Source organism: Oculatella sp. FACHB-28, assembly GCF_014696015.1.
GTDB lineage: Bacteria > Cyanobacteriota > Cyanobacteriia > Elainellales > Elainellaceae > JAAUTN01.
Map to the genome: position 1 here is coordinate 1 of NZ_JACJPJ010000045.1, position 16,496 is coordinate 16,496.

The following is a 16,496-nucleotide window of genomic DNA, read 5'->3' on the forward strand; positions in this document are numbered from 1 at the left end:
CGCTAAACGTTTCACGGTTGACCCCACACAAGCGCTTAAAGTGGCGCTTCGATAGATGCTCCAACTCGTTATATCGCATATCTGCTTCTGACATTAGCTTCTATTCAGAAGCTATCTTGCTTCGCTGCGATCCTCAACTGTCACACTCACTTTATATTCGTGCAGGAAGTCTAGTACAGCAAGGAAAGGTCTTTGAAGTCAAGGATTACCGGCATGTAGCCAGCACACCTATTCAAGCCATGATGGTTTTGGATGATTTATCTAACTATCTAATGAATTCAGTATCTTCAAAACTCGATCGCGTTCTAGAACGCCAAACTTCAACGACTCAAACCAGTTGGCAGGAAAATGCGATCGCCCAATCCCTTTCTGCCAGCCAACAGAACCGGGTCTTTTCACGACCTATCATCTCTGGAATGGCTTGAATAGTTCTATCGGCACAGAACTGGTGATTGAACAATTGCGGCAATTTCTGCTGTGATTTTTGCACATTGAAGTAGATCGGGTTGCGTTGCGTAAACTATTCCGTTTAGGCATCAAAATACTCCCGCTAGGAGCCAAATCTGCCTTACCCACAGGCAATCTTTGCGGTAAGCTGCACCAAGACCTTTTGTTGAAGGGCGATCGCACCTGCTAGTGAGGGTTCCACCTGTGCTCAGCTAAACAATGCAAATTCCTCTCAAGCAATATACTTCTCTCCTGGCACATTACCTCAAGCCACAGCAGGGTCGCGTGGTTGGATTGGCGATCGCCCTCCTCAGTAGCATTGGCTTCCAAATTCTCAATCCGCAAATTCTGGGCTACTTCATTGATACTGCCGTATCCGGTGGCTCCCAGCAAAAACTTTTGATAGCTGCCTTTCTCTTCATGGGTTTGGCTTTACTGACACAGATTTTAACAGTCACGGCAACCTACTTAGGCGAAATGGTTGCCTGGACTGCTACCAATGCCTTACGGCTCGATTTAGCCAAACATTGTTTAAATCTAGATCTGTCCTTTCATAAATCACACACCCCAGGAGAATTATTAGAACGAGTGGATGGAGATGTGAATCTGTTGTCTCGTTTCTTTTCTCAACTCGTCATTCATGTGTTAGGCAATGGTGTTTTGTTGTTGGGAATTCTGATCATTTTATTTGCTGAGAACCTATTAGCAGGTGTAAGTTTAACTCTATTTTCACTCATTGCGTTGTCACTACTGTTAGGAATACAATCCGTTGCCGTTACTCCCTGGGCAGCCTATCGGCAGATGAGCGCTGATTTTTTTGGCTTCTTAGGTGAACATCTAGTAGGACGGGAAGACATTCGTGCCAATGGAGCCGTTAGCTATGTCATGCGCCGTTTTTATGAACTCTTACAACGATGGTTGCCCATCTATCAAAAAGCTAGATTTGCGAGTACGATTCTTTGGTCTACGAGCGTGGGGTTGTTTACCCTGGGTAATGCGATCGCCCTTGCTGTTTCTGCTTACCTGTGGAACCAAAACGCGATCACGATTGGGACTGCCTATCTCATCTTTCACTACACCAACCTCCTCAACCAACCGATCGAACGCATCCGCGAAGAACTGGAAGAATTGCAGCAAGTTGAAGCCAGTATTCACCGGATTCGAGAGTTGTTGAATGTGCGATCGCAGATACAAGATTTGGGTAATGCTCATTTGCCAGCAGGAGCTTTGTCCGTTTCATTTCAACAGGTTTGGTTTAGTTATGAAAGCATTAAACAGGGGAATCGTGAGCAAAAAATTACTCCTTCACCCTCTATCCATACGCTTCAGAACCTCTCCCTGCATCTACCTGCTGGACAGACCCTCGGATTGCTTGGACGCACTGGAAGCGGCAAAAGCACGATCGCCCGTTTGCTCCTGCGGCTCTACGATGTTCAGACCGGAGAGATCCGCTTAGGAAATATTCCGATCGCCCAAACGCCCCTTTCTGAGCTCAGGCAACGAGTGGGGTTGGTAACCCAAGATGTACAGTTATTTCAAGCTAGTGTTCGAGATAATTTGACTTTTTTTGATGCTCGAATTCGGGATACAGAAATTCTGGAAACGTTGAATAACCTGGAGCTAACCGAATGGCTTCAGTCATTACCCGACGGGTTAGATACTCAACTTGGGGCAGACAGTGCCGGACTTTCAGCAGGGCAAGCGCAGCTATTAGCCTTTGCCCGTGTGTTTCTTAAAAATCCAGGACTGGTGATTCTCGATGAAGCCTCGTCTCGGCTTGATCCAATAACAGAGCAATGCATTGAACGGGCGATCGCCCGACTTCTCCACAATCGCACGGGAATCATCATTGCCCATCGGTTAGCCACTATCCAAAGAGTTGATCAAATTCTGATGTTAGAGCAGGGGAAAGTGGTGGAATATGGCGATCGCTTTACCCTCCAAAATGATCAGCGATCGCGCTTTTCACAATTACTCAAGGTGAACGCTACGACACTAATGGCATAGTTCAGAATGTCATATTCAGACTTTTGCGTTGTAACTCTATTCAATATTCAATCTAATTAAGAATGACCACTCAAAGAATAGCAATCTGGAAACTTCTCTGGCGAATGATTCGCTACGCCTTTGGGCTGTACTTGCTCGATACCATTTTGTGGCTGTTTATTGCAGGACTACCTGTTGTACCCGGTTTAATCATCCGTGAGTTTTTTAATACCCTAACCAGCACAGAGACAAGTGGCAGCGCTCAATTGATCTCTCTGCAATCCCCGATGGTGTGGGTGGCGTTGATCTTTGCAGTGGGTGCTGCTCGCATTGTCGCTATCTTTGCTGGACGCGTTACCAAAACCCAGCACCGCTTTACGATGAGTTCTTTACTGCGACGCAATTTGTTAGACAAGTTGTTGCAGCGTCCAGGTGCAGAATCTCTCACAGTGGGTCGTAAAACAGTTTCACCCGGTGAGGTCATTAGTTTCTTTCGAGATGATGCGGCTCAGGTAGAAGATACTGTGGTGGGCACCAATGAATTTTTTTCAGCCGGGGTGTTCGCAATCGTTGCTCTCATCATTCTTTTCAACGTCAATGCACGGTTAACCTTACTAGTCTTTTTACCCTTGGTGGCGATCGCTCTCACCCTTCAACATGCTGAGGCTCGCATAAAGCGGTATCGCTCTGCGAGCCGTCAGGCAACCCAGCAGGTAACTGGATTAATTGGAGAACTATTCTCCGCTGTGCAAGCCATTCAGGTCGCAGGAGCCGAAACTCCTGTTCTCAATCATCTGCGCTGGCTCGGTGACCAACGCCAACAACGTGTGGTGCAAGATCAGGTTTTTACAGCAATCATCCAGTCTAGTTTAGAAAATTTGGTCAGCCTGGGTACCGGTCTAATCCTATTAGTGGCAGCCCAATCTGGAGTGGGGGGTGGCGATTTGCTTTCAGAGACACTTCGCGAACGCACGCTCAGTGTGGGTGACTTTGCTTTATTTGTGTATTACCTGGCGTTTGTTACAGATTTTTTGTGGTTTTTCGGCGGCTTCTTAGCTCTAACAAAGCAAACAGAGGTGTCATTAGAGCGGATGGGAACGTTGATTAGCAGTGTGGAAGAGCAGGAGAGTAACAGAGTGGAAGGGCTGGTTGAACCTGCACCGCTGTATTTGCCCGATCTCAAAGGGCGAATGACTGAATTGCCTGCGATCGCCCAACCCAAAAGAGATACTGCGCTTGAAGAGTTAAGAGTAGAAAATCTGACCTACCGATATCCAAGCAGCGATACTGCTTCGCAATGCTGGTCTGGTCGTGGCATTACCAATATCAGCATGACGTTGAAACGAGGGAGCCTGACCGTTATCACAGGTCGAGTCGGATCAGGGAAAACGACGTTGCTGCGAGTCTTACTGGGTCTACTCCCCAGACAATCTGGGGAAATTTACTGGAACGGATTGCGCATCGAACAGCCTGATCAGTTTTTTGTGCCGCCACGCAGTGCTTATACACCACAGGTACCCCAGTTGTTCAGCAATACGCTGCAAGAGAATTTGTTGATGGGATTTCAGACTGATGAGGCGGAATTGAGGAAAGCGATCGCCATTGCTGCGCTGGATCAGGATCTCGCTGCAATGCCAGAAGAACTCAATACCCTGATCGGCTCCAAAGGAATGCGTCTTTCGGGTGGGCAACAGCAACGCGCTGCCGCTGCCCGAATGTTACTTCGGCGACCCGAGCTACTCGTCTTTGATGACCTCTCCAGTGCCCTTGACCTTGAAACCGAACAAACTCTTTGGTCACACCTCCTTGCCGTTACACCTCGCTCCCCTATTTCTTACAACCCTACCTACCTCGTCGTTTCTCATCGTCCCTTTGTTCTACGTCAAGCCGATTACATCATTGTTCTTAAGAATGGTGTGGTTGACGCAGAAGGGAAACCAGAGGATCTCAATATTGTGATGTAAAGCGAAAGATAAATTAACCGAATTTGGTGTAATACCATTTCTACATGAAACTGCATATTTTAAAACGTGCTACACGGTCAAATCTTGAGGTTATTTGTTAGGGTTAGAGAGAGTTCGAGGTCAGGCTATGCAACCTATCATTCGTAATACTTTCATTCGTCTCATCGCCTTTGTTGAGCGAGTCTTGCGCGGACTAATTACAGCATTGCAGAAAACGTTCGTTTTCTTTAGTAGGCTCTTTGGTTTGAGCACACCCAGCTATTACTTTGAGGACAAAGCTCAAGAGGATAAGCCTGCTGAGTCTGCCACAACCTCAGTTGCTAGCAATGCAGTTAATCTTCGTCCAAATCGTCGCCGCTCTGAAAGCGAGATGGACTACTTCCGTAATATGGCTCGACAGATCGATAAACCTAATTAACATCAAATCCTCCCAAATAACCGCAGTTCCCGTAGGGATAGGTTTTGCCATTCAGCCTCGGCTCCATCTGAGTTTTGGCTGCTAAACCTACCCGTACAATGTTGCAGTTGTTTAAGAAGATTTGACCTGAGTAATGTTTGTCAAGTTATACAGTTTCTCGATATCCGCCGAATACCACAAAGCTAAAGTTTTTGTACCAGCAGTCTACATCTTGAAACCCTGCGGCTTCTAGCCAGCTCAATTGAAGATCAAGAGGGGCAAGGCGATCGAACTCCATTCGCTTTCGGGCAGCGGCAAGTTCATCCGCCGAAGCGCCGATTTGCACTGAGTTGAGCCAGTTTTGCCGATAGAGCTTGTCCAAACAAGCCGTTTTGCCCTGTACCTGATCGGCGTTGATAAATATTCCGCCTGGTTTGAGTGCCTGATAGATGCGACGGTAGAGCATTGCTTTGTTTGCATCAGACAAGTGGTGAATGGATAGCGCAGAAATGATCAGGTCGTAGGAGTTGCCAAAGTCCGTTTCTGCATAGTCTCCAATCAAAACTTGGGGAGATTTGCCTAGTCCTGCAAACCGAGCCTGGGCTTTTTCTAACATCTCTAGCGCAAAATCCATTAGGGTGAATTCTGCGTTGGGAAATAGCGCCTGCACCATGCCGGAATACAGTCCAGTTCCTGCTCCCAAGTCCAGAGCTTTGAGGGGTTTGGTACGTTCAAATGGAATCACCTGAACGGCTGTGCCATAAAAGTCATCAAAACAGGGAATCAGAATGCGCCGCAGCCCATCATACTCGGCAGCAGCCCGATTAAACGCAGTTTGGATATTCATGGATTCTCAAGTTCTCTAAAAGTTGGGAATTTCGGCGAACATACTCACTCTCTGATGCGGTTCTGCGGAAGGTTGCTTTTGCCAATAGCTATAGAGCCGATTCAGGGCATTCACATAGGCGTAGGCAGAAGCCACGACGATATCCGTGTCGGATGCCTGCCCGACAAACAATCGCTCCTGATAGCGCAGATGGATTGTGACGCGTCCCAGTGCGTCAATGCCTTCGGTAACAGATTGGACAGAGAACTCAATCAATTCGTTGGGCACCTGAACTAGCCGATTCACGGCTTTGTAAACGGCATCAACCGGACCAGTTCCCACAGCCGCGTCGGTTAGAATTCTGCCATCGGGCATGAGAACCGTCACTGTGGCAGTCGGGCTGGAGCAATCGCCACAGGACACCTGCACCTGCTCAAGCTGAAAGGCGTGTTCGACCTGAGCCTGTAGCTCGTCACGGGCGATCGCCTCCAGATCCCGGTCAGAGACCTCTTTCTTCTTATCCGCTACTTCTTTGAAGCGATGAAACGCCCGGTTCAAATCTTCCTCGTTCAGCTCAAAGCCCAACTCTTGCAAACGAGTCCTAAAGGCATTGCGGCCGGAATGCTTGCCCAGCACAATCTGATTAGCAGTCAAGCCAACTGAGGCAGCATCCATAATTTCGTAGGTTTCCCGGTGCTTGAGAATGCCGTCCTGGTGAATTCCAGACTCATGGGCAAAGGCATTCGCACCCACGATCGCCTTGTTGGGCTGCACTGACATTCCGGTTGCGGTAGAAACCAATCGGGAGGCTTTGTAGATTTCTTGAGTATTGATCCGGGTTAGCGGCGCTTCCGAATTTGATGGACGACCTAGAAACACATTGAAGTGTGACTTGCGGACTTGCAGCGCCATCACCACTTCTTCTAATGCAGCGTTACCTGCCCGTTCGCCAATGCCGTTAATTGTGCATTCCACCTGACGCACGCCCTGCTCGATTGCCGTCAGCGCGTTTGCTGTTGCCAAACCCAAATCATTTTGCGTATGAACCGAGAGAATGACCTGATCGATTCCAAGCACATTTTCTCGAATGCCGCGAATCAGTGCTTCCATATCCTTGGGAGTGCAGTAGCCGACGGTGTCGGGAATGTTGAGCGTAGTCGCTCCAGCGGCAATCGCCCGTTCCAACACCTGATACAAAAACTCCGGGTCAGAACGGCTAGCATCCATCGGCGAAAATTCTACATCGGTCACAAAGCTTTTGGCGTAGGCAACCATTTCTTCGGCGATCGCCAACACTTCCTGGCGCGACTTCTTCAACTGATATTTCAAGTGAATATCAGAGGTTGAAATAAACGTATGAATCCGAGGATGCGCCGCAGGCTGTAAGGCTTCTGCCGCCGTCTGAATATCTTGCCGAACCGCTCTAGCCAAACTGCAAATAATTGGCCCACCTTCAACACCGACAATCTTTGCAATGTTATTCACTGCCTCAAAATCACCGGGACTGGAAACCGCAAACCCAGCCTCAATCACATCCACACCCAGCCGCGCCAGTTGTTGAGCAATCACCAGCTTCTCTTCCGGGTTTAGCGTTGCACCGGGAGACTGTTCGCCATCTCGTAGGGTCGTATCAAAGATAATGACTCGGTCTGGTTGGGGTTGAATGCTCATGGTTGGCTCCTGATCGAGGGGGTTAGGGATGAGGGACGAGGATGAATACAGTATTCATCCTCGTCCCTCATCCTTTACAATGAATATTGTATACAAAAAATCGTATACAAAAATAAAATATCCGTGATCATTTTATGGAATCAGTAGATTTAGGTGACCTAGCAGCGGGTGTGTTGCGCCATCAGCGGAGTACGCCTGACCTGATTGCCGATGCGCTGCGAGAGGCGATCGTGCAGGGCGTATTCCAGGAAGGACAGTCATTGCGGCAAGATGAAATTGCGGCTCAGTTTGGCGTGAGCCGCATCCCGCTGCGGGAGGCGTTGCGACAGCTTGAGGCAGAGGGACTGGTACTGCTTTCTCCTAATCGTGGGGCAACGGTGGCGATCATGTCTCCGGCAGAGGCGCAGGAAATCTGTGAGATTCGTGTAGCGCTAGAGAGTTTGGCGCTTCAGCTTGCGATTCCAAAGCTGACAGAAGCAGATTTGCAGAAAGCGGCTGACATTCTAGAGAAAACCGATCGCGAAACCGATGTGGGGCGCTGGGCAAAGCTGAACTGGGAATTTCACGCGGTGCTTTACGGGGCTGGCGATCGCCCTCGCCTACTATCCCTAATTAAAACGCTGCATGTGAATATCGATCGCTACATTCGGCTGCAAATGGTGAAGATGAACTATTTGGATAAGTCGCAGCAGGAGCATCAGCAAATCCTGGATGCTTGCCGCCAGGGAGATTCAAAAACAGCAGTGAGGCTGCTCAAGCGTCACATTGAAACCGCAGGAGAGCAACTGGTTACATATTTACGGAATGGACGGTAAGCGGCTAGTAGCAGGGCGTTGCTGAATGCGGGTATGATTCACGGATTTCAATCCCCTCTGTAGGGGCATGGCAATGCCATGCCCCTACGGAATTCATACATCAAATCAGCAACGCCAGTAACAGTGCGATCGCCTAGTGGAATTCAATATCACGAAGCAATCAATGCATTTTTGCGGCTGCGAGTGATTTAGGCGACTTGACAAATCAATTTTATTTGAAATGATTAACATAGTCTGTTAGTTTAATACAAAACGATTTAGCCAAATTGAATTCAATCATGAAAGGGATATCAATGAGTGCCACCCTGTTAGGACATAACAGTCCGAATTGATATGAGCCTCTTTGAGACGGGGGTGACTGTGGAATTTTGTGCAGACGAAACGGGTATCAACCACGTCTCCTGCTCCATTACGACTGGACCAGATCAAGTTTGGCAGGGAGAGAACTGTGTTTGAGGGGCGATCGCCGCAAGATCTCACCCTAGAACCATTGTTGGATAGAGAGGACAGCATTTTAATGAGTGTGAAAGTTGGCATTAACGGATTTGGCAGAATCGGGCGACTTGCATTGCGGGCTGCATGGGATTGTCCAGAACTAAAATTTACTCACATTAATGAAGTAAAGGGCGGACCAGAAACCGCAGCACACCTACTCAAATTTGACTCCGTTCATGGACGCTGGGCACCCGAAGTTGCCGCAAAAGACGAGCGAGTTTGGATTGCAGACCAATTCCTCAGCTTCAGTGAACACAGCACTCCTGATGAAGTGCCCTGGGAAGATCTGGGTGTTGACCTGGTGTTAGAATGCTCCGGCAAATTCAGAACTGTGCAATCCCTTGATCCCTACTTCAAGCGAGGAGTGCGAAAAGTGATCGTGGCGGCACCCGTGAAAGAAGGGGCGCTAAACGTCGTCATGGGGGTGAACGATCATCTGTATAAACCTGACAAACACGATCTGCTCACAGCAGCCTCCTGCACTACAAACTGTCTGGCTCCGGTCGTAAAAGTGATTCACGAAGGGTTGGGCATTCGTCACGGTGTCATCACCACAATTCATGACAATACTAATACTCAAACCATTGTGGATGCACCTCACAAAGACCTACGACGGGCGAGAGCAACCAGTTTATCTCTGATTCCTACGACTACCGGGTCGGCAACGGCGATCGGGCTAATTTATCCAGAGTTGAACGGCAAGCTCAACGGTTTAGCCGTGCGAGTTCCTTTGCTCAACGCATCCCTGACAGATTGCGTCTTTGAAGTGAGTCGTCCAACGACTGTTGCAGAAGTCAACCATTTACTCAAAACTGCCGCCGAGGGACCGCTTCAGGGCATCTTGGGTTACGAAGAGCGTCCCCTCGTTTCGATTGACTACAAAGATGATCCCCGATCTTCGATCATTGATGCCCTCTCGACAATGGTTGTGGATGACACTCAGGTGAAGATTCTTGCTTGGTATGACAACGAATGGGGTTACGCCAACCGCATGGTAGAACTGGCACGAAAAGTTGCACTCAGTCTTTCTTGAATTACCCTTATCACTTTCACTCAGATGACTGCATCCACTGCTGACCGAGCCAATTTGCGAAATTACATCCTGGTGACGATCGCCTACTGGGGGTTCACCATCACCGATGGTGCCCTGCGAATGCTGGTGTTGCTTTATTTCAACCGGATTGGTTACAGTCCATTAGAAATTGCGATGCTGTTTTTGTTCTACGAAATTTTTGGCGTTGTCACCAACTTTTTAGGTGGATGGATTGGTTCCCAGATGGGGCTAAAGGTGACGCTCTACACAGGCATCGGGCTACAGGTCTTCTCACTGGTGTTGCTGGCGTTTCTCAATCCAGAGTGGACGCAGTGGGTTGCGGTTGTTTTTGTCATGGTTGCTCAGGCATTCTCTGGCATTGCCAAGGACCTGACCAAAATGAGTTCTAAAAGCGCCATTCGACTGGTGGTGCCTCAGGAAGCGCAGTCCTCATTGTTTAAGTGGGTAGCAGTCCTGACTGGCTCCAAGAATGCGCTCAAAGGAGTAGGTTTCTTTGCGGGTAGCGCTCTGCTTGCTGCATTTGGCTTTAAAGACTCACTATTGATCATGGCGGCAGGGCTGTTTGCTATCATACTGACGGGTTTCTTCCTACCCAAAGGGATGGGGAGAATCAAGACAAAAGTAGGATTCAAACAACTCTTTTCTAAGAGCCGTGAAATTAATATCCTGTCTGCTGCCCGGTTTTTCCTGTTTGGCTCTAGAGATGTCTGGTTTGTCGTCGGTCTGCCCGTCTTTTTGTATGACGTGTTGGGCTGGACATTCACGCGGGTCGGAGGGTTCCTAGCCTGCTGGGTAATCGGCTATGGCACCATTCAGTTTCTTGCGCCAACGTTATTAAACCGCTTTGGCTCCGGTCAACCGCCCAGAGCAGCAACGATTCAGTTCTGGACGTTTACCCTAACCGCGGTGCCAGCGGCGATCGCCCTCGCACTCCTCCTCAATGTTCCCCCTAACATCGCAATCATTGCCGGACTCACCATTTTTGGTGTTGTTTTTGCCTTTAATTCAGCCGTTCATTCCTATCTGGTGCTGGCATTCACGGACGATGACAAAGTAGCGCTCAACGTTGGGTTTTACTATATGGCAAATTCTGGTGGACGACTTGCAGGCACAGTTTTATCGGGACTCATCTTTCAGTTTTTTGGGCTAGTTGGTTGCCTCTGGACATCCACGATTTTGGTGTTAGCAGCAGGGATTATTTCTTTGAAATTGCCTGACCCACAACCCCAGAAGGCGATCGCCTGGAAAGCTGGTAGCAGAGACTAAGATTACCAATGACCAATAACTAGTAACTAATGCGGGTAAGTTAATCCAGAATCAACAGTGGGTAATACTTCTCTAAAAGAGGGCTACAGATAGAGGGGTATCCCATCTGTAGCCCTAATTCTTGGAATTAGTGTAACAACCTAAAACACGAAATTACTCGCTACATTTAGGCTCTCTAGTGAGAGACTGTTTCCTTGAACATTTATAAATGGGACGGATGGACGATTTCCGGTTGAACCGTCTTCATCGATCTGGATGGAGAATCTGCCAGAGTTACCCTGCTGAAGGACTTCAACATAGCCATCGGCGATCGCATCCTCACCGTTATATCCACCCGAAATCAGGCTATCTAACAGTTCCGTCAACACCAGTTTGTCTTGATCTACTTCAAAGTCGGTGATGGTGTCACCGCGATCGCCAATGTTGGTGTAAACGATGCGATCGCGTCCACCGCCTGTTGTGATCACGTCATTTCCATCAAAACCAGTAATTCGGTCATTGCGATCGGTTCCAGTCAGATCATCACGTTGGGAAGTGCCGTTAATCACATTAAACTCTGGCGCGAGATCGAGTCCAATAATGACCGGATCGTGGTCAGAGGTGCGGAAAGCATTGGGTTCGTACAGATCATTGCCAGAGGGTTCCGCCTCAAAGCTGGCTTCTCCTGCGCCGTCATCAATAGTATCGTTGTAGTCAAATACAGGAATTTCATCCGCGTTAATGTGCCATTCTGCTGTACCAGTAACCTGTAACTCCATTGACTCACTGGCCAGGGCATGATCGAGGTAGCCAAGCTGCCCGTCAAAAACATAGCTGTAGGCATCATCACCGCCAAATTTTTCTACCAGATCGGTGTAGCCTGCATTCTTGATCGTTGTGATTGGCGTTTCCCCTTTGTAGGCATTTAAGTCACCAATAATCAGATAGTCCGTATCACCCTGTCCGGTTGGGTCAGTGGGAAGCCAGGTATTCACCAAATAGTCGGCAGCTTTGGTGCGCGTGTCGTTAAACTGTCCTTGACCATCATTCTGGTCAACATCTGCTCCTGTGGCATCACCTCCACCCTTGGACTTGAGATGATTCACGACCACATTAAACACAGAGCCAAAGTCTGCATTATTAGAGTCAATTACCTCAAATGCTTGAGCAATCGCCGGACGATTGCGCTGAATGCCAGCGTTGTTGGGATCGGTGAATTCGGAGTCAAGCAAAATTGCTTCTTCTCCTCTAGGCTGCAACACAGCAGGCTTATAAATGACAGCAACCGTGATTTGATCTGTGCCTACTACACCCGTGTCGATGTAGTCGTAGGTTCCTTCACCCACAACGGCATTCAGGCGATTCACCAGTTCTTGGACAGCAGTACCATTGTTTTCAATTTCAACCAAACCAAATACGTCTGCGTCAATTTCCGCTAGAGCAGCCGTGAGTTTTGCGTTTTGACGCCCAAACTCAGCTGCACTATCGGCTCCACGAGGGGAACCATTGCCGCCCGTAGTGTCGATGCTGGTGAAATAGTTTAACACGTTGAAGTTAGCGACTTTAATATTACCGCCAACGTCGGGTGATGTTTCAGGACGAGGATTATTCACAGTGAACTCAACCGGATCAGCCTCGGTAGGACGAATTCTCCAGGCATCCGTACCAGCCTGCCCAGCAAATGACCAGTGCAATACTCCAGTCAAGTTGTTGATCGTATCTCCACCCCGGAAGAAGTCAGTGCCTTGAGTCCCGGTACTTAATCCATCGGGCTGCGGGTAGTAGATTACACCGTTTGGCAACGGTGAGTTTTGAATGCTATCATCGTCATCCAAAATAATCCGGCTGCGCTCTAAGTTATCCAAAAACTCAGTGTATTCTGCTGCGGTTGGGGTGTCATCAATATGACTGTATTGGAAGGGGCGATCGCCTTCGGTCAAAACGATCTGACCATAGCGGGCTAGCTCAAAGTACTCGGAGACATACAGCGTGTCTGCAAACTCGACGCGCATTCCTTCAGACAGTTCGTAGTAGTCATCAATGTTACCCGTCGCAGGCAAATCAAGGGTCGTCGTCGTGACTTGTCCGATATTGTTATCGCCATCGACCAGTTTGATGCTGTCAGCCGTAGTAGCACTGACCTGAGTCATACCAAAAAACTCACTGACATTGCCTGTCACCCGAACAACTTGCCCCTCCTGCACGTCTAAAGGCGCATTGTTGCCCGTAAAAACAAAGATGCCTTCAGAGGTGGTTGCATCTCCATCCTGATCAGCCGTTTCCTCTTGAATGAAGAAGCCTCGAAGCTGGTTGGTCAACTGAAAGTCAGCAACAACCACTCCCTCAAGGGTGACGTTTTGCCCCGTAAGCGGGCTGACATCGTTGTGGGCACCACCTGCCTGCTGAGTAGATGCGTTGCCCTGAATCTGATGGATTTTGGTGACTGCGATATCATTATCTGTGATATTGACTGTCAAGTTTGGTATGGCAAGCCCGTTATAGTTTGCGTCTGCACTTGCAGTTATGTGAGAGATGGTACCCGTATGGGGAGAAGTCTCAGCGTCGTTATCATCAATTGCCCTGACCGTAACTGTCTGGGGTGTGGTGTTACCCAGCCTCACCTCTAACGATCGCGTGAAAGTTGTGCCATCCACACTGATCTCAGTTTGAGTATCTGCATTGATTGTGATGATGACTGGGTTGCTGGGCGTAGTTTTAAGAGCGATCGCATAGGTATCAGTCTGACCCGCCTCACTCACGGCAGTGCTGCTATCCGTTTGGGTAATGGTGATTCCTGTATCATCATTGCCCTGAAAGATTTGACCTACATTCACCTCACCAAAGCTGTCATCAGCCGCAGGTGCCCAGGTAAAATCTGTACTGGTGCGACCTGTTCCCTGAAGCTGGAGGGAAGAGCCAACCGGAGTCGAATCTAGTTCCCGTACGCCAATATCGACGCTCTCTAGTCCGACAGCGGGGCCATCAAGGGCTGTAAAAACGCCTTCGTAGCTGAGAAATTGTACGACAGCACCCGTGTCATCGACTAAGGCGATACCATCCGGAGCACCGTTCTGGATACCGTTAGAAGGATAAGTAACGGTGATAGTGCCAAACCCATTTTCCTGATCGGAGATAGTGAGTCCGGCGAGCGATCGCCTACTATACTCTAAGCCATTCGCTCCGTTATAAAGAACAATCTGCCATCCGGTCAAATCAATTCCGGCTAACCCCGCCAGTTCAATCGCTTCGCCAGTATCAGTTCCAGCGTTGTCGTAGTGAAATTCGTTGATAAATACGTTCGCCATGAGCCGCCTTTGTGAATGTGAAGAATAAGTGTGAAGAACAACCGTGAACCGTCTAGCGTTTTGGCACGCAGCAAAACTTGTAGCCCCTTCTTTAATCAGCAGGGACAATTCACTCAGGGCACCGATGATGACATGAAGGCTAAACTGTGTTCAAATTTACCAACTTAACAATTCTCACAGTCACTTTAAGGCGGGTTTAACCCTGACTTAAGCCTCAATGCGTCTACGGAAACTTCACAATCGCTTCACACTTGTAAAGGGATTTTCAGGGACATCAGCTAAATGCTTAGGCTCGTTGAGCCATGGCATCAATACCAATTTCAACCATTCCTATTCCAACCATTGGTGTTTCCAAAACTCTAATGTTCTCAAAACTCATATCCTTTTTATTGAAAGCTGAGCATTTTGGAGCATACGCGAGGCACGCTCCAAGATGCTCAGCCTTAGGAAAAGTTGGTATCGGTTAAACTTAAAGCATTTCGATAGGCATCCAATACCGTTGAATGACTTGGAGGAGAGACAGGTGAATTCTAAAAATACTGAGCCACACCCCCGTACTCTGAAACAGATGACCCTGTTATTCTTAGGCGGCTCGGGTGCGGGTCTTATTCTCTTTGCTCTGTTTGGTGGAGTATGGCACGTCTCCCATTTTGGCTGGGTGATGGGAACCACAACGGTGTCGTGTGGACTGTTGGCCGTGCTATTCCGCCAAAACTTTGAAAAGATGTTAACTGCGTTAATGGATAATGCCCCTTGGCTTTAGCACTCGCTGAGAATTGAATCTTTAAGTGCAGAGTGCTACAGCATCATTACAATAAAAGGTGGCTAAATGGGATCACTGCTGGGGCACGGCTCATGATTGATCTGAAGATGCTGCGTCGGATACCGCTGTTTGCTGACCTGAGCGACGAGCAGCTTGACTTTGCCAAACTGGGATGCGAGCGATCGCTTGAACCGGGAGAAATTTTGGCAGTCGAAGGCGAACCGTCAGGCTCTTTTTGGGTGCTGCTGGATGGCGAAATTCAGTGCACCAAGCAGATGGGCGATCGCCAAATTCCTTGGACTAATTTTGAGCCTTACTCCTACTTTGGTCACGAACTCATCCTGTTAGAACAGCCCTATCTAGCTACAGCACGCGCCTTACCTAAAAGCAATCTGCTGGAGTTTGACACGGCCGCATTCTGGAAAATGATGGAGTTGTGTCCCCTGATCAACCGTGAGTTACTGATTTCAACCGCTCAGCGAACACAGGATCTAGGAACCGTCTCCTTACAGGCGGAAAAGCTGGTATCCCTTGGCACACTCACCTCAGGACTGGCTCAGGAGCTACGGCAGGTGTCCGCTACAGGGCGAGAAGCGGTCGAGCGTTTGCAGGAGTTATTTCAATGGCTCCAACCGCTGACCGTCAAGCTCAACGCCCATCAGATGACCTCTGATCAGCAAGAGTTTTTGATTACGCTTCAGCAAACCCTCCTGCAACGGATGACGATCTTTCCGGCAGAGATTAATCCGCAGGGATGGCAAGTGCAGGAGGAAGACATTGTTCAATGGCTGATCAAACGCAGCATTCCACACCCGCAACACTTTGCTAAAGTTTTGACTCGTGCGGGTTTGGATGTTACTGTCCTCAACGATATCGAGAGTGTTGTTCCCAATGGAGCCGTGTGTGCGGTTTTAGCCTGGTTAAAAGGCACGCTTAAGAGCTTAGCCTTAACGAATGATGTCGAGTTTAGTACTCAGCACATCGCCGAACTTGTCCAGGCTGCAAAAGATTACACCTATCTCGACCAGGCTCCTTTGCAGGAAATGGATATCCATGAAGGGTTAGAGAGAACTTTAGCAGTTTTGAATCATCGGCTAGTCACTGGGATTGAAGTGATTCGCGACTTTGATCGCACCTTACCTCCTATCTGTGTGTATGGGGGGGATTTGAACCAGGTCTGGACACATCTGATCGACAATGCGATCGACGCAATGGCAGGACAGGGAAAACTCACTCTGCGAACGTCTCAAGTTGGCGAAAGCGTGTTAGTAGAAATTGTGGATACTGGCCCTGGCATTCCGGATGAAATTCAGCCTTACGTTTTTGACCAGTTTTTTACAACAAAAGCAACAGATAATGGAACGGGTCTAGGACTTCCGATCGCCCACCGAGTGATTGTAAGTCAGCATCAAGGTCAGATTCAGGTTACTTCAAAACCTGGCTGTACCTGCTTCCAAATATACCTACCCATGGATTTAAAGGAATCTGACAGTTCCGCTGCCCCCTCTCAAGTTGCATAAGTTGCAAT

Annotated in this window: 13 protein-coding genes; 10 read left to right on the top strand and 3 right to left on the bottom strand. The window is 48.6% G+C overall.

Annotated features, from left to right (window positions below; translation table 11 throughout):
• Positions 1-272 precede the first annotated feature (272 nt).
• The 5 genes from H6F88_RS07150 to H6F88_RS07170 all read left to right on the top strand — a co-directional run bounded on the left by H6F88_RS07150 (position 273) and on the right by H6F88_RS07170 (position 4,815).
• The gene (locus H6F88_RS07150) at positions 273-425 is read left to right on the top strand and encodes a hypothetical protein (protein WP_190642059.1); all 153 of its coding nucleotides are present in this window, start codon (positions 273-275) and stop codon (positions 423-425) included.
• A 59-nt stretch (positions 426-484) separates the two neighbouring features.
• Positions 485-637 carry a hypothetical protein gene (locus H6F88_RS07155; protein ID WP_190642060.1) on the top strand — a complete coding sequence of 51 codons (153 nt, stop codon included), beginning with the start codon at positions 485-487 and terminating at the stop codon, positions 635-637.
• A gap of 29 nt (positions 638-666) precedes the next feature.
• Positions 667-2,454 carry an ABC transporter ATP-binding protein gene (locus H6F88_RS07160; protein ID WP_190642061.1) on the top strand — a complete coding sequence of 596 codons (1,788 nt, stop codon included), beginning with the start codon at positions 667-669 and terminating at the stop codon, positions 2,452-2,454.
• Positions 2,455-2,516: 62 nt separating this feature from the next.
• Entirely contained in the window at positions 2,517-4,397 is a 1,881-nt protein-coding gene (locus tag H6F88_RS07165) for an ABC transporter ATP-binding protein (protein WP_190642062.1), read from the top strand.
• Positions 4,398-4,524: 127 nt separating this feature from the next.
• On the top strand, positions 4,525-4,815 hold the full coding sequence (locus tag H6F88_RS07170) for a hypothetical protein (RefSeq protein WP_190642063.1): 291 nt from the start codon (positions 4,525-4,527) through the stop codon (positions 4,813-4,815).
• A gap of 145 nt (positions 4,816-4,960) precedes the next feature.
• On the opposite strand, the gene H6F88_RS07175 is transcribed toward H6F88_RS07170, so the two are convergent.
• Both H6F88_RS07175 and H6F88_RS07180 read right to left on the bottom strand, forming a co-directional pair.
• A complete protein-coding gene (locus H6F88_RS07175; RefSeq protein ID WP_190642064.1) occupies positions 4,961-5,641 on the bottom strand; it encodes a class I SAM-dependent methyltransferase in 681 nt (226 codons plus the stop codon).
• A gap of 15 nt (positions 5,642-5,656) precedes the next feature.
• Positions 5,657-7,291 carry a 2-isopropylmalate synthase gene (locus H6F88_RS07180; protein ID WP_190642065.1) on the bottom strand — a complete coding sequence of 545 codons (1,635 nt, stop codon included), beginning with the start codon at positions 7,289-7,291 and terminating at the stop codon, positions 5,657-5,659.
• 134 nt (positions 7,292-7,425) lie between these two features.
• Between H6F88_RS07180 and H6F88_RS07185 the strand changes: the two genes are divergently transcribed.
• The 3 genes from H6F88_RS07185 (at position 7,426) to arsJ (ending at position 10,921) form a co-directional block, all read left to right on the top strand.
• Positions 7,426-8,106, top strand: a complete 681-nt coding sequence (locus H6F88_RS07185; RefSeq protein ID WP_190642066.1) for a GntR family transcriptional regulator — start codon at positions 7,426-7,428, stop codon at positions 8,104-8,106.
• 517 nt (positions 8,107-8,623) lie between these two features.
• Positions 8,624-9,634 (top strand): ArsJ-associated glyceraldehyde-3-phosphate dehydrogenase, encoded by a 1,011-nt coding sequence (locus tag H6F88_RS07190; RefSeq protein WP_190642272.1) that lies wholly within the window; start codon positions 8,624-8,626, stop codon positions 9,632-9,634.
• A gap of 24 nt (positions 9,635-9,658) precedes the next feature.
• Positions 9,659-10,921: an organoarsenical effux MFS transporter ArsJ gene (arsJ, locus tag H6F88_RS07195; protein WP_190642067.1), complete on the top strand. Its 1,263-nt coding sequence runs from the start codon at positions 9,659-9,661 to the stop codon at positions 10,919-10,921.
• A 140-nt stretch (positions 10,922-11,061) separates the two neighbouring features.
• Here the strand turns inward: arsJ and H6F88_RS07200 are convergent, their stop codons facing one another.
• Positions 11,062-14,205, bottom strand: coding sequence for an ExeM/NucH family extracellular endonuclease (locus H6F88_RS07200; protein WP_190642068.1), 3,144 nt, complete (start codon positions 14,203-14,205; stop codon positions 11,062-11,064).
• Between the two features lie 523 nt (positions 14,206-14,728).
• Between H6F88_RS07200 and H6F88_RS07205 the strand changes: the two genes are divergently transcribed.
• The gene (locus H6F88_RS07205) at positions 14,729-14,968 is read left to right on the top strand and encodes a hypothetical protein (RefSeq protein ID WP_199333493.1); all 240 of its coding nucleotides are present in this window, start codon (positions 14,729-14,731) and stop codon (positions 14,966-14,968) included.
• 92 nt (positions 14,969-15,060) lie between these two features.
• On the top strand, positions 15,061-16,488 hold the full coding sequence (locus H6F88_RS07210) for an ATP-binding protein (protein WP_190642069.1): 1,428 nt from the start codon (positions 15,061-15,063) through the stop codon (positions 16,486-16,488).
• Positions 16,489-16,496 lie beyond the last annotated feature (8 nt).

Excerpts from the sequence above, each read along its gene's own strand:
- H6F88_RS07210 (WP_190642069.1), top strand. The coding sequence starts at position 15,061 with ATGATTGATCTGAAGATGCTGCGTCGGATACCGCTGTTTGCTGACCTG.
- arsJ (WP_190642067.1), top strand. The coding sequence starts at position 9,659 with ATGACTGCATCCACTGCTGACCGAGCCAATTTGCGAAATTACATCCTG.
- H6F88_RS07185 (WP_190642066.1), top strand. The coding sequence starts at position 7,426 with ATGGAATCAGTAGATTTAGGTGACCTAGCAGCGGGTGTGTTGCGCCAT.
- H6F88_RS07175 (WP_190642064.1), bottom strand. The coding sequence starts at position 5,641 with ATGAATATCCAAACTGCGTTTAATCGGGCTGCTGCCGAGTATGATGGG.
- H6F88_RS07170 (WP_190642063.1), top strand. The coding sequence starts at position 4,525 with ATGCAACCTATCATTCGTAATACTTTCATTCGTCTCATCGCCTTTGTT.
- H6F88_RS07190 (WP_190642272.1), top strand. The coding sequence starts at position 8,624 with ATGAGTGTGAAAGTTGGCATTAACGGATTTGGCAGAATCGGGCGACTT.
- H6F88_RS07165 (WP_190642062.1), top strand. The coding sequence starts at position 2,517 with ATGACCACTCAAAGAATAGCAATCTGGAAACTTCTCTGGCGAATGATT.
- H6F88_RS07200 (WP_190642068.1), bottom strand. The coding sequence starts at position 14,205 with ATGGCGAACGTATTTATCAACGAATTTCACTACGACAACGCTGGAACT.
- H6F88_RS07150 (WP_190642059.1), top strand. The coding sequence starts at position 273 with ATGAATTCAGTATCTTCAAAACTCGATCGCGTTCTAGAACGCCAAACT.
- H6F88_RS07160 (WP_190642061.1), top strand. The coding sequence starts at position 667 with ATGCAAATTCCTCTCAAGCAATATACTTCTCTCCTGGCACATTACCTC.
- H6F88_RS07180 (WP_190642065.1), bottom strand. The coding sequence starts at position 7,291 with ATGAGCATTCAACCCCAACCAGACCGAGTCATTATCTTTGATACGACC.